At 56.3% G+C, this 23,602-nt stretch carries 13 protein-coding genes and 1 pseudogene; 11 read left to right on the top strand and 3 right to left on the bottom strand.

Annotation, left to right across the window (positions count from 1 at the left end; genetic code table 11):
• Positions 1-119 precede the first annotated feature (119 nt).
• From RAL88_RS18735 to RAL88_RS18765, 7 genes and pseudogenes are all read left to right on the top strand, one after another.
• Positions 120-815 (top strand): amino acid ABC transporter permease, encoded by a 696-nt coding sequence (locus tag RAL88_RS18735; protein WP_371932116.1) that lies wholly within the window; start codon positions 120-122, stop codon positions 813-815.
• A complete protein-coding gene (locus tag RAL88_RS18740; protein ID WP_371932117.1) occupies positions 812-1,462 on the top strand; it encodes an amino acid ABC transporter permease in 651 nt (216 codons plus the stop codon). Before RAL88_RS18735 ends, RAL88_RS18740 begins: the two co-directional genes overlap by 4 nt.
• Positions 1,449-2,180, top strand: a complete 732-nt coding sequence (locus tag RAL88_RS18745) for an amino acid ABC transporter ATP-binding protein (protein ID WP_306265539.1) — start codon at positions 1,449-1,451, stop codon at positions 2,178-2,180. The genes RAL88_RS18740 and RAL88_RS18745 overlap by 14 nt, the downstream gene beginning before the upstream one ends.
• A gap of 92 nt (positions 2,181-2,272) precedes the next feature.
• Complete coding sequence (locus tag RAL88_RS18750) at positions 2,273-3,064, top strand: transporter substrate-binding domain-containing protein (RefSeq protein ID WP_306265540.1); 792 nt, start codon at positions 2,273-2,275, stop codon at positions 3,062-3,064.
• Positions 3,065-3,135: 71 nt separating this feature from the next.
• Positions 3,136-4,152: a succinylglutamate desuccinylase/aspartoacylase family protein gene (locus RAL88_RS18755; protein ID WP_306265542.1), complete on the top strand. Its 1,017-nt coding sequence runs from the start codon at positions 3,136-3,138 to the stop codon at positions 4,150-4,152.
• Positions 4,152-5,096 (top strand): threonine/serine dehydratase, encoded by a 945-nt coding sequence (locus RAL88_RS18760; protein ID WP_306265544.1) that lies wholly within the window; start codon positions 4,152-4,154, stop codon positions 5,094-5,096. The genes RAL88_RS18755 and RAL88_RS18760 overlap by 1 nt, the downstream gene beginning before the upstream one ends.
• 485 nt (positions 5,097-5,581) lie before the next feature.
• Positions 5,582-6,603: pseudogene (locus tag RAL88_RS18765) on the top strand (IS630 family transposase).
• Between the two features lie 230 nt (positions 6,604-6,833).
• Here RAL88_RS18765 and RAL88_RS18770 read toward each other — a convergent pair.
• The gene (locus RAL88_RS18770; RefSeq protein WP_306265546.1) at positions 6,834-15,254 is read right to left on the bottom strand and encodes a GH36-type glycosyl hydrolase domain-containing protein; all 8,421 of its coding nucleotides are present in this window, start codon (positions 15,252-15,254) and stop codon (positions 6,834-6,836) included.
• A gap of 1,018 nt (positions 15,255-16,272) precedes the next feature.
• Positions 16,273-17,121: a glucose 1-dehydrogenase gene (locus RAL88_RS18775; protein WP_306265548.1), complete on the bottom strand. Its 849-nt coding sequence runs from the start codon at positions 17,119-17,121 to the stop codon at positions 16,273-16,275.
• A 76-nt stretch (positions 17,122-17,197) separates the two neighbouring features.
• Between RAL88_RS18775 and RAL88_RS18780 the strand changes: the two genes are divergently transcribed.
• The 3 genes from RAL88_RS18780 to RAL88_RS18790 are packed head-to-tail and all read left to right on the top strand — an operon-like array spanning position 17,198 to position 21,463.
• Positions 17,198-18,646, top strand: coding sequence for a glycosyl hydrolase (locus tag RAL88_RS18780; protein WP_306265549.1), 1,449 nt, complete (start codon positions 17,198-17,200; stop codon positions 18,644-18,646).
• Positions 18,630-19,952 (top strand): glucoamylase family protein, encoded by a 1,323-nt coding sequence (locus RAL88_RS18785; RefSeq protein WP_306265550.1) that lies wholly within the window; start codon positions 18,630-18,632, stop codon positions 19,950-19,952. The genes RAL88_RS18780 and RAL88_RS18785 overlap by 17 nt, the downstream gene beginning before the upstream one ends.
• The gene (locus tag RAL88_RS18790; protein WP_306265552.1) at positions 19,952-21,463 is read left to right on the top strand and encodes a mercuric reductase; all 1,512 of its coding nucleotides are present in this window, start codon (positions 19,952-19,954) and stop codon (positions 21,461-21,463) included. The genes RAL88_RS18785 and RAL88_RS18790 overlap by 1 nt, the downstream gene beginning before the upstream one ends.
• Positions 21,464-21,549: 86 nt before the next feature.
• On the opposite strand, the gene RAL88_RS18795 is transcribed toward RAL88_RS18790, so the two are convergent.
• Positions 21,550-22,476, bottom strand: a complete 927-nt coding sequence (locus RAL88_RS18795) for a LysR family transcriptional regulator (protein ID WP_306265554.1) — start codon at positions 22,474-22,476, stop codon at positions 21,550-21,552.
• 159 nt (positions 22,477-22,635) lie between these two features.
• Here RAL88_RS18795 and RAL88_RS18800 point away from each other — a divergent pair, with 159 nt between their 5' ends.
• On the top strand, positions 22,636-23,595 hold the full coding sequence (locus tag RAL88_RS18800) for a tripartite tricarboxylate transporter substrate binding protein (protein WP_306265556.1): 960 nt from the start codon (positions 22,636-22,638) through the stop codon (positions 23,593-23,595).
• Positions 23,596-23,602 lie beyond the last annotated feature (7 nt).

Genomic DNA, 23,602 nt, shown 5'->3' on the forward strand with positions numbered 1-23,602 from the left:
CATGGATAGTGCGCTTAAAGCCAACAGAATACGGTGCTGTAGACCACCCCGCCAGAGCAGAATAGCCGCGTAGGGAGGGTTTCAACAGCACAGATGCGGTGCTGGCGTATTGCAGGGTTATGGTCGGGAGGGATCAGGGCCGGGTGGACTACAATTTCAAATTCTCGGCAATTTGGCGTTATCGCGATCTCATTCTCGATGGTTTGTTGCTGACGCTGCAACTGTCGGTCGCGACGATGGTGATCGGGCTGGTGATAGGGCTGGTCGTCGCGGTGATGACCACGGCCGGCAACGCGCCGCTGCGCGCCGTCGCCCGCACCTATGTCGAGACCATCCGCAATACACCGCTGCTGGTGCAGTTGTTCATCGTGTTTTTTGGTTTGCCGTCGATTGGCATCAGGTTAAGCGCCAATGAATCGGCGCTGATCGCCCTGTCGATCAATATGGGCGCCTATGGCGCCGAGATCATTCGCGCCGGCATCGAATCCATCCGTCACAGCCAGGTCGAAGCCGGCCGCGCCCTCGGACTGAGCGGCGTGCAGACCTTCCGTTATGTCGTGCTGTTCCAGGCGCTGAAGGCGATCTATCCGGCGCTGACCAGCCAGTTTGTGCTGCTGATGCTCACCACCAGCATCGTCTCGGCGATCGGCGCGACCGAATTGTTTCACCAGGGCGCCTTCATCGAATCGCGAACCTATCGCTCGTTCGAAGTCTACACGCTCATCACCCTGACCTATCTGGGGCTGACGCTGCTGCTGAGAGCCATCTTCGCTGCCTTCTACTGGGCCGTGTTTGTGCGGAGGCCGTCGCGATGATCCGTGAATTTTCCAGTGGCGACATCGTCTATCTGTTGCTGGCGGCCCGTTGGACTATCGGCCTGGCGGTCATCGCCGCCCTCGGCGGCGGCCTACTGGGCCTGATTCTGGCCTGTGCGCGGATCGTCCCGTTCCGGCCGCTCAACTGGCTGGCCATCGGCTATATCAACCTGATCCAGGGGACGCCGCTGCTCGGCCAGCTCTTCGTGCTGTTTTTCGGGCTGCCGCTGTTCGGGTTTTCGGTCGATGCCTGGACCGCAGCGGCGCTGGCCCTTTCGCTCTATGCCAGCGCCTTTCTCGGCGAGATCTGGCGCGGATCGTTGCAATCGGTGCCGTCGCGTCAATGGGAGGCCGGCGCCTCGCTCGGCCTGACCTATGTGCAGCGTTTCGCCTATGTGATCATCCCGCAAGCGGTGCGCATCTCGATCGCGCCGACGGTCGGCTTCCTGGTGCAACTGGTGAAGAACACGTCGCTGACGGCGCTGATCGGTTTTGTCGAACTGACCCGTGCCAGCCAGATCATGACCTCCGCTACCTACGCGCCGCTGCGGGTCTATATCGTCGCCGCGCTGATCTATTTCGTCATCTGCTTCAGCCTGTCGCAGCTTAGCCAGGTGCTGGAGAGGAGAATTCATGTCGCTCGTTAAAATGGAAAATGTTGTCAAGCGCTTCGGTAATCTTGAGGTCCTCAAGGGAGTGTCCCTGACCGTCGAAAAGGGCGAGATCGTCGCAGTCATCGGCCGCTCGGGTTCGGGAAAATCGACGCTGCTGCGGTGCATCAATGCGCTCGAGCCGGTACAGGAAGGCACGATTATTGTCGAGGATATCGAGGTGACGGCGCCCGATGCCGATCACAACGCGCTGCGCACCCGAGTCGGCATGGTGTTCCAGAGCTACAATCTGTTTCCGCATATCAATGTCGAACGCAACGTGATGCTGGCCATGCGGTTAGTGCGCAAAACGCCCAAACAGGCGGCCCGCGAGACCGCCCTGAAAATGCTCGAAAAGGTGGGACTTGCCGACAAGCTGCTGGCCTATCCCGATGAACTGTCCGGCGGCCAGCAGCAAAGGGTGGCCATTGCCCGCTCGCTGGCCATGCAGCCGACGATGATGCTGTTCGACGAGATCACCTCCGCGCTGGACCCGGAATTGGTCGGTGAGGTGCTCAAGGTGCTGGAGAGCCTCGGCAAGGACGGCATGACCATGATGCTGGTCACCCACGAGATGAATTTCGCCCGCAATGTCGCCGACCGGGTGATCTTCATGCATGAGGGCCGAATTCACGAGGACGGACCGGCCCGCCAGGTCCTGCAGGAGCCGAAGACCGCCGAATTGCAGAGTTTCATCAATGCCGTCCTTCACTGACCCGTCGCGAAAGCCCTACCCAAACCAACAGAGGAAGCCGACGCAGAACCGCATTCCACGCAGATGACTGCAACCAACCAAGGAGAAGTAAGATGAAGAAGATGTTATCCACATTCGCAGGCGCCGTGCTGGCGCTCGGCACGGTATTTGCCGGACCGACCATCGCCGCCGATCTGCAGGACATCCTGTCGGCCGGCAAGGTCCGGATCGGCGTGCCGATCGATGTGCCGCCCTTCGGCTATGTCGACAAGGACAACAACCCGATCGGCCTCGATGTCGACGTCGCCAATCTGATCGGCGAGGCGCTCGGCGTCGAAGTCGAACTGCAGCAGATCACCGGCGCCAACCGCATTCCCTATCTGGTCACCGACCGGCTCGATATGGTCATCTCGGCCATGGGCGCGACCCCGGAACGGGCCCAGCAGGTGGCGTTTTCCTCGCCCTATTCGGCGCTGTCGATCGGCGTTTTCGGCCCCGACTCCATTGCCGTGACGTCGCCGCAGGAACTCGGTTCGCAAAGCATCGCCGTGGCCCGCGGCACCACCCAGGATATCGAGCTGACGGCAGTTGCGCCGAACGCCAATATCCAGCGCTTTGACGATGATGCGACGGCCGCCGCGGCTTTCCTGTCGGGACAGGCCGAACTGCTGGCGACAGCCAATGTGGTTTCGCAGAACCTGATGGCCAACAATGAGGGCGTCGAGCTGAACGCCAAGTTCATCCTGCGGCTGGCGCCCACCCATGTCGGCATTCAGCAGGGCAATCCGGAACTGTTGCGCTGGCTCGATACGTTCGTCTTCTATCACAAGACGACCGGCAAGCTTTCCGAGATCACCGAGAAATGGCTGGGTCAGCCGCTGCCCGCCAATCTGCCTTCGCTCTGAGCAACAGGCGGGCGGGGTGCTGCACGCCCCGCCCGCCCGGTCAATTTATCCGTCTGATCACAAGGTTTTTCATGGCCCGCCCGACAACCGTTCATACCGCAATCGACTTCGACAAAACCGGCAAGCAGGTCGGCCATTTTTCCATTCCCCATTCGCCGCAGGACGACGCCTGGGGCGCCGTCGAGGTGCCGCTTTGCGTCATCCGCAATGGCGAGGGGCCGACCGCGATCCTGATGGGCGGCAATCATGGCGACGAATATGAAGGTCCGATCGTCCTTGGAGAACTGATCCGCGGCCTGGATCCGGCAAGGATCAGCGGCCGGCTGATCATCATTCCGGCGCTCAACCTGCCCGCGGCCCTGGCCGGACGGCGCACCTCGCCGGTCGACGGCCTCAATTTGAACCGGACCTTTCCCGGCGATCCGCTGGGCACCCTTACCCAACAGATAACGGCCTATGTCAGCGACTATATCTACCCGATTGGCGATGCTATGCTGGACCTGCATTCGGGCGGTTCATCGCTCAACATCCTGCCGAGCGCCATCGTTGAACCGGCCCCGGACGCCGAACACCAGCAACGCAATATTGACGCCGTGCTGGCCTTCGACGCGCCGCTGACCGTCGTCATCGACAATCTCGGCGATCCGCGAACCTCGACCGCCACCTCGGTGCGCGCCGGCATGACCACGGTCGGCACCGAAATGGCCGGACAGGGCGCGGTGTCGCCGGAGGCCGTCACCATCTGCCGCCGCGGTGTCCACAACGTCCTGTCGCATCTCGGCATTCTGCCGGAACCGGTCACAAAGCCGGCCTGCCGGTCCGGCCAGAAGATCCTGCGCATCCCCGGGCAGCCGGGCTATGTCTTCGGCGCGACGGATGGCGTCTTCGAACCGTATCACGCGCTGGGCACGATGGTGCGGGCCGGCGAGGAAGCCGGACGCATCCACAATCTGGGCGATCCGTCGGTGCCGCCGCGGATCCTGCATTATGCCATTGACGGGCTCGTCTATGGCCGCCGTCAGCCCGGACGGGTGGTCAAGGGCAATTGCTGCGTAGTCTTGGCAACACCCTATGAGGGACAGCTTTGATGATCAATCTCGGCGATATCGAACAGGCCGCGGAGCGACTGCAGGGCAAGATCCGGCAGACACCGGTGATCCGGGCCGATCAGCTCAAGAGCGGGCTGGGTCGCGATTTAGAGGTGACGCTGAAACTGGAACTGTTGCAGGTGACCGGTTCGTTCAAGGCGCGCGGCGCCACCAACAAGCTGCTCAATACCGATGCCGGCAGCCTGGCCAGGGGCATCGTCGCCGCCTCAGGCGGCAATCACGGGCTGGCCACGGCACGAGCCGGGTTCATTTCGGGGGTCCCGACGGTCATCTACCTGCCGGACAATGCCTCGCCGGCAAAGATCGCCAAGCTGCAGGAATGGGGCGCGCGAACCGAAATTGTCGGCTCGGTCTGGCACGAGGCCAATGCGGCGGCACTGGCCCATGTGGAAAAGACCGGCGCGGCCTATTTTCATCCCTTCGCCGACCCCCATGTGGTGGCCGGACAGGGTACCGTGGCGCTCGAGATCCTGGAACAAATCGAGGCCATCGACACTGTCCTAATCGCCATGGGCGGCGGCGGGCTGATCAGCGGCATGGCCACGGCGCTGAAGGCGCTCAAGCCTGAAATCCGCGTCATCGGCATCGAGGCCACCGGCTGCCCGGTGCTGCTGAAGGCGCTGGAAGCCGGCGAAAACCGGGGGTTGGACAAGGTGACGACCTCGGTCGCGACCATGGCCTGCGCCAAAACCGAGGATTCGATCTTCGAGATCGTCCGCGACCGGGTCGACGACATCGTGCTGGTCGATGACGACGAAATGCTGCAGGCGGCCAAATGGCTGTGGTTCGAGATGGGCCTGGCCGCCGATCTGAGCGGCGCCGCAGCGCTGGCGGCGCTGCGCCAGAACCGCATTGCACTCAGCCCCGGCGAACGGGTGTGCGCCATTGTCTGCGGCGCCGGTCCGGAACCGATCATCCTCTAGCAACGATGCCTCCTCCGAGAAAACACCAAGCATATCAACGACCTTCGGGTTTTTCAGGGGAACCCATTAACAGGATACCCCAATGCCTATGGGTCTCCCAGCAGGCGAAGATCCGGTCGCATTAAACCAGATCAAGTTCGCAGGGACAGGTCGGCCGTTTTCCCTCCTGAAGCTGGTTCCTTCTGCCAGTGTTTCCCTATTCGCCTCAAAAAATACCTTGTTACTCGACAGAAATCCCCGGTTTTCAGGGAAATGTCGCCCAGACTGGCTAGCTCCAGACTGCGGGCACAGCCATTACCTATAACGTATTGATATAAATGAAAATTCATCGAATTTAGGCCGTGTTTCGACGCTAGTGGATTGCCCGAGACAAAAGAGTCTTGAAGGGGGATTCCGGTTCGCCTGTTTTTGTGCGAGTATTGTGGATGCTTTGAGGAATATCATTCACGGTTTCTGCCGCCGAGCGCAAGCGGCTTGAGCGGATCATGCCGATCCGAGATCACCACAGAAACACGTTTGGCGCGCCAGGATCATTGTGGTGTGTGCCGATGGTCTTGGCAGCAACGCTATTATGGCGGTGACGGGGAAGTCCAGGACCTGTGTGTGGCGTTGGCAGGAGCGGTTCATGCAGGAAGGTGTTGACGGCCTTTTGCATGACAAGACACGCCCGCCGGGTACACCGCCGATCGCACCTCATCGTGTCGAGGAGATCATCGCGCTGACGCTCAAGCCGCCACCGCATGAAGCAACGCACTGGACGGTGCGGGCGATGGCCAGGGTGGCAGGTATTGCAGCCTCGAGGGTGCAGACGATCTGGAAGGCCCACGGTCTTGCTCCACACCGGTTTCGCCAGTTCAAACTGTCCAACGACCCGCGGTTTGTCGAAAAACTGCATGATATTGTTGGGCTTTACGTCTCCCCACCGGCCCATGCGGTGGTGCTGTCAATCGATGAGAAGTCGCAGATACAGGCTCTTGATCGCACCCAACCGGGATTGCCGATGAAGAAGGGGCGAGGTGCAACGATGACGCACGATTACAAACGCAATGGCACAACGACCCTGTTCGCCGCCCTCAACGTTTTGGATGGAACCATCATCGGGCAGAACATGCAGCGCCACCGGCATCAGGAGTTCATTCGGTTTCTCAACCAGATCGAACGGTCTGTCCCAAAGGAAAAGGAAATCCACGCCATCGTGGACAATTATGCAGCCCACAAGAAAGACAAGGTGCACCAATGGCTGCAACGCCATCCACGCTGGACCCTGCACTTCACCCCGACATCAAGCTCATGGCTCAACGCAGTTGAAGGTTTCTTTGCAAAGCTGACCCGCCGAAGGCTCAGGCATGGCGTGTTCTACTCACTCGTCGAGCTGCAAGCCGCGATCAACCGCTTCATCAAGGAATACAACGCCAACGACGCCAAACCATTCATATGGAAAGCAGACCCTGACAAGATCATCGCAGTCCGAAACCGAGGGTTCCAAACGTTGGAATCAATCCAGTAGGTGTGAGTGCGCCGACATTATCGTCAACAATGACATGGAAACAAACATACTGCACACCAAGGTGGTTTCGCGCCTGTAGAAGCTGGCGCTGCCAGTCCGCGCAGAGCCAAAGTGGCGTGTCCGCTACCAATGGTGGGCTCCCCGAAATGCAGACTTTCTATGCCGTAATGTGAACTGTCACAGGCAAAACTTGCGGTCATGTCGCTCTCCGGTCTGCTGTGAGTGGTCAATCATTCGGACAGATCAAAAGTCTCGTCAATAATCTTTCCATTGATGCGTATTTTTAGTTTTCCAGGCTTTTCCTGTTTGACATCTATGGCGAGCACCTTGCCATCAACCCGAAGGTGAGCTGAGTAACCTTTCCAGGTCGAAGGAATGGCCGGGTTAATGTGCAAGGTTTTTCCGGTTTTGCGTATTCCCAGGATTGCTTCAACTGCAACGCGGTAGAGCCATCCTGCCGAGCCGGTATACCAGGTCCAGCCGCCCCTTCCTGATTTTTCGCCCTCGCCGTAAATATCAGCGGCAATCGCGTAGGGTTCCACGCGGTAATGTTCTGCAGCTTCCCTGTTCAAAGCGTGATTGACCGGATTGAGCATTTGGAAGCACCGCCAAGCATCATCCACTCTGCCTTGCTCTGCCAGCGCATAAACAACCCAGGTAGCAGCATGAGTATATTGGCCACCATTCTCTCGAACTCCTGGTGGATAACCCTTGATATACCCTGGGTCTTTGTCGGTATGCTGGAAGGGTGGTGTGAACAGGCGGACGATCTTGTGTTCGTCGTCGACAAGCTGTCCCATCACCGCATCAAGCGCCATATCCCGCCGTGATTTTCGACCCGCACCCGACAGCACGCTCCAGCTTTGTCCCAAAGAGTCGATGCGGTCTTCTTCACATGCTTTCGATCCCAGTGGCGTGCCGTCGTCATAGGTTGCGCGCAGATACCACTCGCCGTCCCAACCTGGACCTTCGATGGATTTCTTCAGTGCAGTGATATGCGTCTGCCAGACTTTAAGTCGTTTGTTGTCCTTGCGGTCTTCGGCAAACGGAATCCAGTGCTTCAAAGTACGCAGCAGGAACCAGCCGAGCCAAACGCTTTGTCCTTCTCCTCCCTCGCCGACCCGATTCATTCCGTCATTCCAGTCTCCACCGAGAATGAGTGGAAGACCGTCCTTGCCCGTCCGCTTGATGGCAAGATCAAGCGCGCGCGCTGCGTGTTCGTACACGCTTGCTTTCTGTTCGCTCGCCTCCGGTGTGAAGAATGCGTCGTGCTCACCGACTTTTAGTTTCTGGCCTTCCAGAAACGGCAATTGTTTGTCGAGAATTGCCTTATCGCCTGTCACTTCAATATAATGTGCAACAGCATATCCGAGCCAGACCACATCGTCGGAAATCATGGTCCGAACACCTGCACCGCTGCCCGGCAACCACCAATGTTGAACATCGCCTTCCTTGAATTGCCGTCCGGCGGCGATCAGCACTTGTTCACGTGCAATAGTGGGATCGTGGAGCATCAGAGCTAGCGAATCCTGCAACTGATCGCGGAAACCGAACGCACCGCTCGCCTGATAGAAGGCTGATCGTGCTTTCATGCGACAGGCATAATTCTGGTATGGCAGCCAGGTATTGACCATCGCATCAAAAGACGGGTCGTCCGTTTTAACTTGAAGTGTGTCGAGAAAGTCCCGCCAATACCGCAAAGTCTCAGCCAGTTCTGCCGCAATATCGCCGTTCTGCAATTGATCGAGCAGCGATTCCGATTGTATCCGGTCCTCGCAGTCACCGAAGAATACGTTGATCGTTTTCGATTCCTTTGGACCGAGTTGGATATCAATTGCCAAAGCCGCGCACGGGTCGCCGGTAACGGCGAGGTTGCCGGACAGATCAGCCCCTGAGTAAACCGATGATGGAAAGAATACGTCACCGGTGGATTGGCCCAGAAATTCGCGTCTGTCGGCTGTGAAGGAGCTTGCCCGAATATCTGCAGCAAGAAACGCGGTCCGTCCGGCGAAGTCGACACTGTATGGATTGGTAGCGAGCAGGCCGCCACGTTTCTCGTCCCAGGATGAGAGAATGGTTGGACGCGATTTTACTGAATTGTTTCCGAGCACCCATTCTGCATAGGCGTACATGCGCAAGTTAACCGGTTCGTCATAACGGTTGGTCAAAGTCAGTCGAGACAATTTAACGGGTTTGTCCAGGGATACTGATTGTTCGAGCAACAATTCCAGTCGGTTGTCGATGCTTTTGAACGTCGAAACTCCAGGCGCGTGTCGTATTTCGAAATTGGCACTGCTATCCTCGCTCAACGCTGCAAAAGGCGTCGACACGGATCCGCTGTTCAGATCTGTCACAAAGAAAGCTTCTCCGGGCCGATTGATAACCGGGTCGTTGGTCCAGGGCGTCAGTTGATAATCGCGGGAATTGTAACTCCAGGTAAAACCTGCCCCCTCGCTCGATACGTGGAAGCCGAAGCTGTCATTAGAAATCACGTTAATCCATGGATGCGGGGTGGAACCGCCTGCACGCAATCGAACAACATAACTGTGGTCTTCTGCAAAGCCGCCGAAACCGTTCCAGAAGGTCAGGTCGCTTCCGAGCCCATCCGGAATGGGCTTAATCATTCCGCGCAGTTGGGGGCGGTTTGAAGGTGTTGAGGTGGTGCCTGTCTCACTTTGATGTTGCAGCACGCGGTCCAGTTGTTCGGTAATGTCGCCGTTGCGTGTATGCATGACGATGGCGGCGACGGACAGCAAGCCCCGATATGCCTCGGTTGCCGTCAAGTCTCGACGAACGGTGAAAATATGCTGGCGTGGTCCCTTCGCATGGCCACGCGCTCGCGCATTTTCGCACATCACATCGAGTGCTTGCTGCAAATCCTGAGTATAAGATGTGGAACGTTCATTGATGACAACGAGATCGCACAGAAGATTGTGGGCGCGGAGATATTCTTGCATTAGCAAGGCGCGGCGAACGATTTTTAAATCGGACTCATCATCAATACGCAGTACGAAAATTGGAAAATCGCCAGAAATCGAAAGCGGCCAAAGCGAGGATTGACTCGTCAGACCCTTTCGAATCGTCTCCTGCTGAGCGCGCAGTCCGGTATCGGGATAAATCAGAAAACGCGCAATCTGCTGGAAGGCAGCAGCGTCCTGAGAGGTAATGCCGATATGAAAAAATTGGACCTGAGAACGTGTCCAGGAGAGCTCTGCTTCATGCAAATACGTCTCGGCATGCCGATATCGATCGACGGCTTCTTGGGCCACTTCTCGGGTGGGGGCGGCAACGGTCCAGAAAATCACTTTCACCTTCTTGCCTGCTGGCACCCGCACGGTGCGGCGCAGAGCAAAAATTGGATCGAGAGTGTAGCCGTGCGAACCACTTAATTCCTTGCCCGGATCGAAGGCAGCAGCGCGGTTCAGCGTCCGACCGCGACCTATGAAATTCCTGCGATCGGTTTCGGCTTGGGTAGGTCGATTGACGTCCGAACTGTCTGTCACCAAATGCGCCAGATGCATGTCCGGCTCTCCAGGTGTTCTCTTATTGCGCCAGGCATGGATCACGCTGTTGTCCGGCGCAATTTCTGTTCGAACAAACATTTTGGCAAACAGGGGATGGGCACTATCAGCATCTTCAGACGTCAGCACGATTTCGCTGTAGGACGTAACCTCGATCAATCGGTCGGTCTTTCCATCATTTCGTAGTGTAACCTGACGTGCTTCGGCATCGGCCTCCGATGCGACGATGCACTGCACTTCAGAACGTAAGGTTCCCACAGTTTTGTGGAACTCGGCCTTGTCTTCTGAAAATATGACCCGCGTTATTTCCCCATTTGCGCGGCGGGGCTCAGCGGTAGCCGACCACCATTGACCATCTTCAATATCGCGCAGGAAAATAAAGAGCCCCAATCGATCTTCGGTAGGATCCGGCGTCCAACGACTGACTGCAAGGCCATTCCATCGGGATCCGCCAGCACCAGTTGCTGTCAGAATCGAAGAATAGTGACCGTTGGATAAAACAATGGTTTCGCGATCGGCATTGAGAGGATCGGCAATTTTGCGATCGGCCAACTGATGCAGATCTGACGTGTCGTCACTGCGAGGGCGCGAATCGTCCTTGGCCGAAAGCACACTGATGTCCCGCGGTGCTTTTTCCTGCAACAACAATTCCGCTGCTTCTATTGTCGGATCAGCATGGAAACGGTTGCGCATCCGGCCGTGGAAAACGACGTTGTCAACTGCAACAATCGACATGCCATGGTGATGCGCCATGAAATTGCGGACAATCTCGAATTTTTCGCCTACAGGTACGCGGTTGGGCGTGAAATCGACCGCATCATAGAAACCATACTGCCCAAGAGCGCCAAGGGAACGCAACCGATCAAGATTGCTCACTGCAGCTGCGGGTTGATACTGGCTCGCCAGAAGGCTGGCATACGGTGCAACCACGGCATCCCGCGAGAGCCCTCGTTTAAGGCCAAGCGATGGAACCCCGAAATTGCTATATTGGTAGGTGAGCTGTGGGTCGCGAGCATTGTAGGCGGATTCGGAAATGCCCCACGGAATGCCACGCCTGTTGCCGTAGGCAATCTGGCGTTTAACGATCAGTTGATTGGTCTGATTGAGAATGCCTCCAAGCCGCTCGTGCATGACAAGAGGTGGCATAAGATACTCAAACATCGAACCGGACCAGGAAAGCAGTGCTGCTTCAAATCCAACCGGCACAACAGGTCGACCAAGCCGGAACCAGTGCTCTTTTGGCAGATCGCCCTTGGCGATACCGAAAAGACTGGTAAGTCGAGCCTCCGATGCCAGGAGGTCGTAACAGGAGTCGTCAAGTTCATTGAGATCAGCACGGTACCCAATGCTCAGAAGTCTGCGATCACGGTTATACAGAAACTCGAAATTCATGGCGAATGCGAGCAATCGCGCTCTTTCAGCAAGCTTGTTGAGATGATCTGATGACGTCAGAGCTTCGTTCACTGAACGTTCACGATCAACAAGTCTTTGTTCGCAGGTCTCAACAAGCGTGAGGCTCCAAGCTTCCAGCTGCCGGGTTTCGGCAACGTCGTGCGCGCTTCGTAGATCGCTTGCGAGTCGCGAAATGTCCCATGCAAGTGTAGATAAATCTCCCGAACGGAGGCTGGCGGTTTCCGGCTCCGCGTTCATACCTTGTGCGATCCTTTGAAATCCCGCTAAACGTTCGTGCAGCCGTTTCCTCAGTGGTTCCAATGACCGCCAACCTTCCGGCACCGCCGCAAGGTACTCCTGCGCGATGCCTGCGACATCAATCACGCCATCCACATGTGTCTGTCGGTGGACAATAGGGGTATGTCCCCACTCGCGGCAGGTGCTGGCGAGTGTGATAAGGTGACCTGCAAGATTACCGCTGTCGACCGTTGAAATATATCTTGGGTAGAGCGGTTCAAGAGATCCGGTATCGTACCAATTGAACAGATGACCTTGCAACTTTTCCATGCGTTCAAGCGTGCACAGTGTTTCCTCGATGCGCTCAATTGCTTTAGGAAAACTGATCCAGCCGAAATCCCGCGCAGTTACAACCGAAAGCAGGTAGAGGCCGATATTTGTGGGTGAAGTCCGATGTGCGACGACTTCAAAAGGTGTCTCCTGCACGTTGTCGGGCGGCAGGTAATTGTGCTCAATCGTCACGAACGTCTCGAAATACCGCCACGTTCGCCGCGCAATTCGTCGAAGGTTCGCTCGGTCACTGTCGGAGACAACAAGCCGATCCTCAGTTGGAAAAGATCGACTGGCAAGATAGGCGATGACGGGCGCGACGATCCAGGCTGTCGATAGCAGAACCACCGGCGAAAGCAGACTTGCGCCTGACGCCAGGACGAAACCAGTGCTCGCAAATCCAGCGACAGGAGACATCCACATAAGCTGGAAATAAAACAGCAGGCTGTCCGAAGCAGTCCGTTCAACCTGCGCTGCGGTACGCCATTCCAGCAGTTTTTTCCTGCTGACAAACAAACGGTAAAGACTGCGCAGGATCGCGTCCCCCATCACCCACGCGAAGTGTGCGATGAGAGTGACGCGCAGTAATACTTGAGCCGTTGCCAATGAAAAATCACTCACAAGGCTATGGAAATGAACGCTCGGAACGAGATCTTTGCGAGACGGGACGATTTCACTTATGAGGCTTAGCGAAGGCGCGATGAATAGACTCAGGACGAGCATAGCCTGCCAAATCCACGCAATGTCGACCGATAACACACACCATCCGGCCACGGATGCGATCATCCAGAATATAGGCGTGAGTGAACGTCGCAGATTGTCGATCATCTTGAAGCGGCCAAGTCCGCCAATACCTGATGCCGTGCTTAGAATATAGGGCAACAACTGCCAGTCACCTCTCACCCAACGATGCTGGCGGGATACTTCAACCTGATATCGGGTTGGGAAATCCTCAATCAGCTCGGCGTCGGTAACAAGCCCGGCACGAGCGAGTATTCCTTCAAGCAAGTCGTGACTGAGAACAGCGTTGTCTGGAACACGGTTGGCAAGAGCGCTTTCGAAGGCGTCTACATGGTACAGACCCTTGCCGGTAAAAGTGCCTTCATCGAAAAGATCCTGATAGGTGTCTGAAACAGCAAAGACGTAGGGATCTAGACCGCGGTTAATCGAAAACACGCGCTGGAAGAAAGAGGCGTCAGCACCGGTCGTTAACGACGGCGTGACGCGAGGTTGGAGAATGGCATAACCCGATGTGACCAGTCCGGTTCGCTTATCAACCTTTGGTCGATTGACAGGGTGATGCATCTTGCCTGCGAGTTTGGTGACGACGTCGCGGGTAATCCGGGTATCGGCATCGAGAGTCATGACATACTGGATATTGTCTGGCAAAGCATGCTCAAGAGGAAAAAATGAAGTATCTTTGTCGCCGCGCAAGAAAAAGTTCAACTCGTGCAGCTTGCCACGTTTTCTCTCCCAACCGATCCACGCATCTTCACTTTCATTCAATTGCCTTTTGCGGTGAAGCAGGAAAAACCTACGCCCTCCGTCGTGGCGATATCGTGCAGCAAGTTCATCAATTTGCGTTTGGGCGTAAATGAGCAAATCGGCGTCGTCGGCTTTTTCTTCGGTTGCTGCATCAACAAGGTCTCCCAAGAGGGCGAAATAGATTTCTCCTCTCGGATTGGAGAGATAATGAACTTCCAGATTGCGCACCAAGTCATCAACCGTGTCGCGATTGGTGAGCAAACATGGCACCGCAACCAACGTGCTCGCCTCTGCAGGGATCCCTTGCTTCCATTCGTATCCGGGAAAGCGAGTCGGGGTAACGAGCATGGAAGTAGTCCAATGGAACAGACCATTGGCAGCCTCCATGGCGGGAAACGAGGCGAGCACCAATAGCAGAACCAGCAAGGATGTGGGGATAGGTGCCGAAGCCAGTACAAACAAACCAGCAGTAACGGCGATCAGTGTGCCAAGTACCATCGGCAAAGCTGCCCCGAGCCAGCGCAATTTGCTGTAACCCTCGAATGCCAATTCTCGCCATGTTCTCTTGTAGCCGATCTGCCTTTCAAGCTTCGTTTTTTGTAAACTCAGAAAATAGAACCCTACATCGCTGTGGTCGCTGGATTGTTCGGCCAAATTAACTGCAGCTTGGGCGATCTCCGTTTCGCTGTACCGGGATCGCCGCGCAAGTCGCTCTACTCGATCGCGATAACTGTCTCTCGTATGAAAATCGAGATCTTCGAAATTAGAATGACTTCGCAGGATAGCATCGACTGCAGAAACGTTTTCGAACCAAAGCGTCCAGTCTATATCGTCGAGTATGCGCAGGCTGCGCACGATACTCCCTATTGTCACGTTACCGGACGACAAGCGGTTGTGTTCGGCCACGAGCACTTCTTCGGAATCGCTGTCCCGTGCTTCAAGACGCTTTTCCAGCCACGTAATTGCCTGCCCGGCACCGGTTGAGCCATCCCTCAAACGATAGAGCAATTGCGATGCAAAACTATTATCCCCAGCGTCATCGAAATAGTGCGCCAGCAAGGGCAACATTTCCATATCGTCAGGAGTAAGTTCGGCGAGACGATCGGCCAACTCGTTTGCCCGTGTTCGCATTTTTCTCGACTGCTGCAGACGGATCGATATCCGGTGCAGATTTTCAATCAGCACGTATCGAAGCACCGATGGCAACGCCCACAATTCTCCGATCTTCAGCGTGTCGGAAGTCTGAAATCCTTGAACGAAATTGGTGAGTGAATGCTCGGAGACGACGCTTTGGGTATGAGCAACGTAAAGCCATGCCAGCGCCACGATGCGCGGAAGCGGGCCGCCCTCGACATTGTCCAGGATTGGAAGCTCACGGTAAAAACGAGGCGGCAAAGCCCGTCCAACCTGCCGAATATTCTCCTCCACAAGATAGTGATTGTCGAGAAGCCATTCAGCTGCTGGCGTGAGGATTTCTCCATTATTCGACGCCTGCATTGTCGACTTGAAGGCTTCCAGAATGCCCCGTTCGTTAATCCGCAACCGTTGCTTGAGGACGAATTGCTTGTATCCTGGCAAGATGAGAGTCTTCTGGCTCTTCAGATCGGACGCGAGCGCGAAGAGTTCTTCATTGGACAGGTAGGGTGCGCGAATGGCATCATTATGGTCAATTACGCTGGCAGTCATTCTTTGTCGTGCCGAACCCAAGTCCATTTTATGCTGTCCCGTCCTTCATTCAATAGTTGAAAACATGATAGCGAAGGGATCGCGGAAACGTTACGTTGTTTTAACAGTGCCGCACTGCTGAAAACATAGAGCCTCTTCTTTGACTAAGTTTTCAAGCACCTTGTTGGTTCCATTATTTTTTTATCGGTTTCAAACCCATACCCGGCTTGCTTTGAAAAGTGCCAATACGCTTTGGCTTGTTGAACGATACAACGCTAATTACAATTTGGTCGAGCAGACAATTCATTGCGGACTCGCGAAATGTTTGAGTCGGTTGCAGCGACCGCTAGGGCAGTCCAGGAGAGTGTCAGGTATTCTGTGTAACTTGGCTTTGGTTCCCGCGTGAATTCAGGTTCACAGCACAATGCTGTAATCGCCACATTCCCATTCTCCCTTCATCTGGCAGCAACAGTTGAGCTCTTTTCGACCAGCAAGCTCGGAGACATCCAACCGAACGCATCACACATCAAAAAAATTCTGTTGTGACTGGATTTCGTTTACGGTTTGCCAATTATGGAAACCGAAATTCACTAAAAACCCGTACACATTCTGAATTTCTCGATTTCGTCCCTGTGAAACACTTTTGCCCATTGGCCTATCCTGTAACCGGCCTATCCTGTAATTGGATTGTAGCTGATTGCTGACGCGAATTGCCATACCGCTTCTCGACAACACTCAGCGTGGAACAAGCTTGCCCCTATTAGTGCACCATCAGCAGTTTGAAGTAGTCTGCATTGGTTAATAGCACACCGCCACTGTTCTCGATGTCGAGATTTTGAATACCTCGTTCAGCACACATTTCAGCCCGTCGAAGATTCTCGATGAAATTGGCCATCCCGGGCAAGAAGATCATCAGTCGCCGGAGGTCTGTTCGATCCAATTTGCGAGGTATTGCCAACTTCGCCTTCCACCAATCATCTCACAGCAGCCCTTGTCGAACCTTCTTTTGAAAGCGGCCTCGCCAGGCACGCCAATTTTCTCAGCCTCCGGAGGCAAATCCGGGAAACAGCGTCATGCCGCCATCAACGAAAAGGCTGATGCCGGTGACGTAATCCGACTGATCCGAGGCGAGCCAGAGAGCCGCCCGGGCTATGTCACTGGGTTCCCCGATGCGGTTATACGGAACTAGTTTCATCAATTCTTCATATGCCTCGGACGTTTTCCATGCCGCGGTATTGATCGGCGTTCGAATTGCCCCCGGACAGATCGAATTGACCCGGATATGATGCGGCGCGAGTTCCTGGGCCATCGATTTCGACAGCATGTCGATGCCACCCTTGGACGCCGCATAATTGACGTGCCCGGCCCAGGGGATGATCTCGTGAACGGAGCTCATGCAGATGATTTTGCCAGCGGCTTGCGAGATTGCGGGATCAATCCCGCGCTGCAGGAATTCACGCGCGGCCGCGCGTGCGCATAGGAATTGACCGGTCAGATTGACGGATATGACCGTGTTCCACTGATCCAGCGTCATATCGACCAGGGCCGCATCCTGTTGCAAACCGGCATTCGCCAGTAGAATGTCGATGCTGTCCCATTCAGCGACAACCTTGGCGAACATCCGTTCCACCTGGTTTTCGTCTGAGACATCGCACAAGACCGCCAAAGCCGTGCCGCCTGCGGCTTCGATCTCGCTGACCACTACGGCTGCATCGTCTTTCGAGTCGGCAGTGTGATCCACAGCGACCCTGGCACCCGCCTCGCCAAAGGCGATGGCGCAAGCCCTGCCGATGCCCGAAGTGGCACCTGTGACGATGACCCGTTGATTTTTCAGATCGGGAAAATTGAATTGGGGAACTTTTGCAGTCGCACAAACTTTATTGTTCATCGCTCGGCCTTTCGGTTGAGATGCAGTAGAGTTCGGTCTGTGCAGATCAAATAAGCCGACACAAGGAAATCTCTCTATGAGCGCCAGTTTCAAAGTCGATTGTGGCTCGCCAACGACGCCTTTCCCGCATTACTGGGAGACTGTGGTCGGCAGTGGCCACGCGCCGCTCGCGCTCAGAGCGGATTGGCAGGCTCATCTTCGGCATTGCCAACAAGACCTGGGTTTTCGCTATGTTCGCTTTCACGGCATCCTCAGTGACGATATGGGAACGCTCATCGACCAAAACGATCAACTGCTCTATTCGTTTCATAACGCCGACACGATTTTTGATTTTCTCATGTCGATTGGCATGAAACCGTTTGTTGAACTGAGCTTCATGCCTCTGGCACTTTCATCCGGCGGCGAAATAGTTTTCCACTACAAGGGCAACATCTCGCCACCGCGCGACTTCGGCCAGTGGGAAACGCTGATCTCCAAACTAGTGGGCCATTGGGTGGAGCGCTACGGGCTGAAGGAAGTGTCGAGCTGGTTCTTCGAAGTGTGGAACGAGCCCAATCTGGACGCCTTCTGGACCGGCTCCCAGGCCGATTATTTTAAGCTCTACGCAACCACGGCAAGGGCGGTGAAAGGCGTTAATGAAAGCCTACGCGTCGGCGGACCGGCAACGGCTGCCAGTGAATGGGTGGACGCGTTCGTCGAATTCTGCCGAAAACACAAAGTGCCGTATGATTTTGTCAGCACCCACCATTATCCGACCGATGCCTTCGGAGATCCGGGCGACGATACGCTTACGCAATTGTCGAAAAGCCGCATTGGTGTGCTCAACGAGCAGGTCGCTGTCGCGCACAGACAGGCTGGCGGAGCGCCGCTTTATTACACCGAATGGTGCACGTCCTCCAACTCCCGCGACACATTGCACGACGATCCCTATGCGGCGGCGTACATCGTCAAGACCATCATGGACATGGGCAATTTGGTCGAAGGTTACAGCTACTGGACATTTACCGACATTTTCGAGGAGAACTATTTTCCTTCCTTGCCATTTCACGGTGGTTTCGGGCTGACGAACATTCACGGCATTCCAAAGCCCGCTTACCGCGGTTACCAGTTGATGCATGCACTGGGCGATCGTCAGCACGCGGTCGAAGGCAATCACCATACGGTCAGTGTCTGGGTCATATCGAGAAAGGACAGGACGACGGTCCTGATCACCAATCTCGCACTGCCGCGTCACGACATTGAACAGGTCGGAGTTTCCGTAGTGCTGAAAGACCTGGCACCGTCGCGGGCGGCATGGATTGCCCGCATTGACGACAGCAACGCCAACGCCAAAGCCTGCTGGGAAGCCATGAAAAAAATCGACTATCCCATACCGGATCAGGTTGCGCAGATGATGAAAGCGTCGGAATTGCAATGGACAGAACAGCAACTTGATTTGGAAGATGGCGCGCAGATTCTCAATTTCATGGTCCAGCCGCAATCGGTGACAGCCATCGAACTTCACCACAGTGAACTCCAGAACTGAGACGGCCGCACCGATGGGGTTCAACAGGGAAGATATCGATAGCACGCTCGACCGGCTGCAAAAGGCGGCGTTCGAGTATTTCCTGCACTACTCCAATCCGGCCAACGGACTTGTTCAGGATACCTCGCGCGAAGGGTCTCCGGCATCCATTGCTGTCGTCGGTTTCGCCCTGTCCTGCTATCCGGTGGGTGTGGAGCGTGGCTGGCTGGAGCGCGACAAGGCCTGTGATCTGACGCTTTCAACCCTGCGGTTTTTCGCGCAAAGCAGACAGAATTCCGCAGCCGATAAAGTGACCGGTTACAAAGGATTTTATTACCATTTTCTCGACATGAAGAGCGGCGAACGGGTCTGGAACTGCGAATTGTCGGTCATCGACTCGACGATGCTGATTGCGGGCGTGCTGACCGCAGGGCTGTATTTTGATCGCGATCAACCGCAAGAGCAGGAATTACGTGATCTGGCGCAGCAGCTTTACGATAAGGTGGATTTTGACTGGGCACAGGATGAACGGGGCACCCTGACCCAGGGATGGACGCCGGCCGGTGGCTTCATCCATTACGATTGGGAAGGCTACAGCGAGGCGATTTTGCTCTATGCTCTGGCCGCTGCGTCGCGCGACATGCCGGATATGAATCGAGCCTACAATGCTTGGACCAAAACCTACCAGTGGGAACAAATCTATGACCATGATTGTCTCTATGCTGGCCCGCTTTTCATTCATTTGTTTTCCCATGCATGGATCGACTTTCGCGAAATCCAGGATCCGTTCATGCGGGTGCGGAACACCGATTATTTCGCCAACACGGCCAGTGCAGTCGCCATTCAACGAGATTATTGTCAACGCAATCCGGGCAACTTTGCCCATTACGGTACGAACAGCTGGGGCATTACTGCCTGCGACGGACCGGTTGGTGAATTGAAGACGCGCGACGGCAGCAAACGTCAGTTTTTCGGTTATGCCGCACGCGGCGTTCCCTACGGCCCCGATGACGGCACACTGGCACCCTGGGCAGCGCTTGCGACCTTACCTTTTTCGCCAGACACCTCCATCGCCTGCCTCTTCAACATGCTGGAAAACTATCCCGGCGTGCTGGAAGCTGATCGCTTCACTGGCAGTTTCAATCCCTCATTGCCAGGCAAGGGCCCCGAGGGCTGGGTGTCGCCAGGATGCTACGGCCTCGACCAAGGACTGGTCGTCATGATGATCGAGAATTTCCGCTCCGGCATGATCTGGAAATTGACCCGCGGGTCGCCAATTTTCAGGCGCGGATTGACCGGAGCCGGTTTCAGCGGCGGATGGCTTTGATGACTAGGCACGCACAACAAACTCCATGGCAGGAATTTCGGCAAAATGTCCGACCCGCAGAATGGACCAATCCGGTTCCTGCCGGGCAATACAATCTGGTCGTCGTCGGCGCTGGCCCGGCAGGCCTGGTTGCAGCACGGCTCGCAGCAGGCATGGGCGGCAGGGTTGCACTGGTCGAGCGCAATCTGCTGGGTGGCGATTGCCTCAATGTCGGCTGCGTACCGACGAAAAGCTTGATCAGAACTGCCAATGTTTGCTGGGAAATCGATAATGCTGAAAGCTTCGGCACTGCGAGGCAGGGGCCGCACAAGCTTGACTTCAAGGCAACGATGGATCGCCTGCGGCAAATTCAGGCCGAAGCGAGCCGCAACGATTCAGCAGCTGCTCTCACCCGTGACGGCATCGACGTCTATTTCGGCGAGTGCCGTTTCGTTGGCCGGAACTGTCTCGAAGTCGATGGTCAGACGCTGACTTTTGCCAAAGCGCTGATCGCCACCGGTGCAAGGCAAATGCCGCTCGATATCGAAGGTGCGGAGGAAGCTGGCTATCTCGATATTTCCGGTCTGTTGGCCCTCGATGAGCTTCCTCAGCGGCTGATGGTGATCGGAGGCGGACCGCTGGGAACTGAAATAGCTCAAGCCTGTTGCCGAATGGGCAGCAAGGTTATTCTGGTTCACGATGAACCGAAATTCCTGCCCCGCGAAGAGCGCGATGCGGCGGTGTTGCTGTCCGACTCGCTGGCGCGGGATGGTATCGAAATCCGATTGAACACGACGGCAACCCTCATCGAAAAAAAGGGCAAGATGCGCGAAGTGACGCTTTGTTCGTACAGCGATTCCTGGACAACGCAGGTCGATGCGATTCTCGCCGGGATCGGTCGCATGCCCAATGTCGACGATCTGGGACTTGATGCGGTTGGCGTTGAATTCAACAGGAAAACCGGCATTCAGGTCGATGATTTTATGCGCACATCCAACCGGCGAATCTTTGCCGCAGGCGATGTTTGCCTGTCGCACAAATTTACCCATGTGGCCGAGGCCTCGGCCCGCATTGCCACCTTGAATGCTCTGACCGTGCCGGTGCATCGCATGAGCAAATTTGTTTTGCCATGGTGCACCTATACACAACCGGAAATTGCTCATGTCGGCATGCATGTGCCGCAAGCCAACGCGAGCGGCATGGACGTGAAAACCTACACCGTGATGATGCATCAGGTTGACAGGTCGATCACCGATGGCCAGCATTCTGGCTTCGTCAAGGTGCATACGCTGATTGGCAGCGACAGTATCGTCGGCGCGACCATCGTTGCCAATGAGGCCGGTGAGATGATCAACGAAATTACATTGGCCATGCAGCGCGGTATCGGTCTGCGGAAGATCGCGGATGTCATCCACACCTATCCGACCAAGGCTATGGCCATCAGGCTGGTAGCGCAGCAATGCCAGAAAGACCTTGTCCTCCCCTTGCTGCAACGCCTGGTTGGACAATGGTTGAGATGGCGTGCGGGCTAACGCGCCGCGCTTTCCGTAATTGAGGACACATGAAACGATCTAGCAGCCTGTCAGCCGCCCCGATTACAAGAGCTGATCGGTTCGGGTTACCTGCCCGGAGGCTTGTCAGAGGCGGGCCCGAGATGCCGACCGAGTTCGACGATGACATCGCTCGCGATCTTGGGCAGGACGTCGCCGGCGCGGGTCAGGATCGCCGTCTTGCGATCGCGGCTGGCGAGTGTGTCCAGCAGGACGACGCGGTCGCCGTGGTCGATGCCGATCATCTGCGCGTTGGCGATGGCCAGGAAATCCGTTCGCGCCAGGACATCCAGCGTCAGCACGTTAGATTCGATGGTCATCCGCGGCATTGGCGGCACCTTGCCCGCCGCCAGAAACAGGCCGGTCACATAGCGCCAGGAATACGTCTCGGGGCGGGCGCTGATCCACTCCCACCGGCTTAGATCGTCCAAGCCGATCCTCTTGGCCCGGGTCAGCGGATGATCGCGCCGCACCGCCACGCCTTGCCGGTCGGGGCGAAAGTACCTTGCTTCGACCCCGGTCAGATCATCCAGCTCGCTGGGCGTCGCCAGCACAAGATCAAGGTCGCCATTGCGAAGATTGTCGATCATCTGCCAAGACTGGTGATCGGAAATCAGCGTTATCCGGGAGCCCCGCGCGTCCCCGGCAAATGCGCTAAGCACCTGAGGAACGACCTGTCGCAGCGCCCAGCGGATCGCCACCCCGATCCGAATCTCGGCGTTGCCCCCTTCGATCTGGGCCCGTAGCGCACCGGCGGCCCTGCTCAGCTGATTATCCAGCAGACGGGCATGGCGCAAAAGAGTTTTGCCCAGTCGGGTCAGCCGGACGCCCTGGGGCTGCCGCTCGAACAATTCACCGCCTGCCTGGCCTTCCAGGGCGCGGATACTTTTGGTCATGCCGGCCTGCGAAATATGACATTGCGCGGCGGCGCGGTTGATGCTGCCGAATTCCACCACAGCCAGAAAATGCGCCAGTCTTCGGGTGTTGAACGGCATGCCTATACGCTTCCTCTTCGCTCCCGAAGCCGAGGCTTGGGGGATAGCTTTCTGTTATACCTCTAGTCGCATCCCTGTACTACTCCGGGGGCCAAGGGCATGCTAATCCGGGGTCAAGGGCATGCTCAACTCACTACAGAGATTTGAAAGGATGAAACTATGAGATTTCTGACGCGTATCCTAGGACTTTCACTTGCGGGCTTGATTTCGACGGCGGCGTACGCCCAATCCGATTATCCCAGCGAACCGTTACGGATCATCGTACCGACCGATGCCGGCGGCAGCGTTGATGCGTTGGCGCGCATCTTTCAGCGCGGCATTGAAAAACAAAAGGTTTACCCCTCGGTTGTGGTCGTCAACCTGCCCGGTGCCGGCGGCACGATCGGCACTCGCGCGCTGCGCGAGGCGAAACCTGACGGTTATACCATCGCACTGTGGACATCGGGGGTCATCACATCGAAGGCGATGGGCGTAGTGGATTACGATCACACCGCCTTTACCGTTCTGGGCGGCACTGGCCAGACCGAAATCGGCATGGGTGTGCTTGATTCCTCACCGATCAAGACACCGCAGGATCTGATCGAGATGTCCAAGGCCAATCCCGGTAGCATCACGGTCGCGACCAACATCGGCCTGCCGGTGTTTTTCATCCCGATGATGTTTCAGGAAGAAGCCGGAATCGAGATGAAGTTCGTCCAGATCGGTGGTGGCGCAAAACGTCTGGCGTCGATCCTCGGCGGCCATACCGATATCGCGCAATTCTCGGTCTCGGAATTTCAGCAGTACAAGGAAAGCGGATTGCGGCCTCTGTTCCTCTATTCGCAAGAGCGCAGCGCTGAGCTTCCGGATGTACCGACAGCCGTTGAATCGGGAGTGAACCTGTCGATCACCGAACCGCGAATCTGGATTGCCCCGGCCGGTCTGGGAGACGCCGAAGCGGCGAAACTGCGCGAGGTCCTGTCGACCGTCGCCGCCGACCCCAATATCGTTGCCGAACTGGAAGGCCAGGGCATCGACCCCACGTGGTATGGCCCGGAGCCGACCAAGGAGCAACTGGACGACGCTGCGGCCCGGACCGAGCCATTGGCCGCCGCCGCCCGCGGCATGTCAGGACAGTAAGGTCGCC

The sequence above is a fragment of the Pararhizobium sp. IMCC3301 genome (assembly GCF_030758315.1).
In the GTDB taxonomy this organism is placed as follows: domain Bacteria; phylum Pseudomonadota; class Alphaproteobacteria; order Rhizobiales.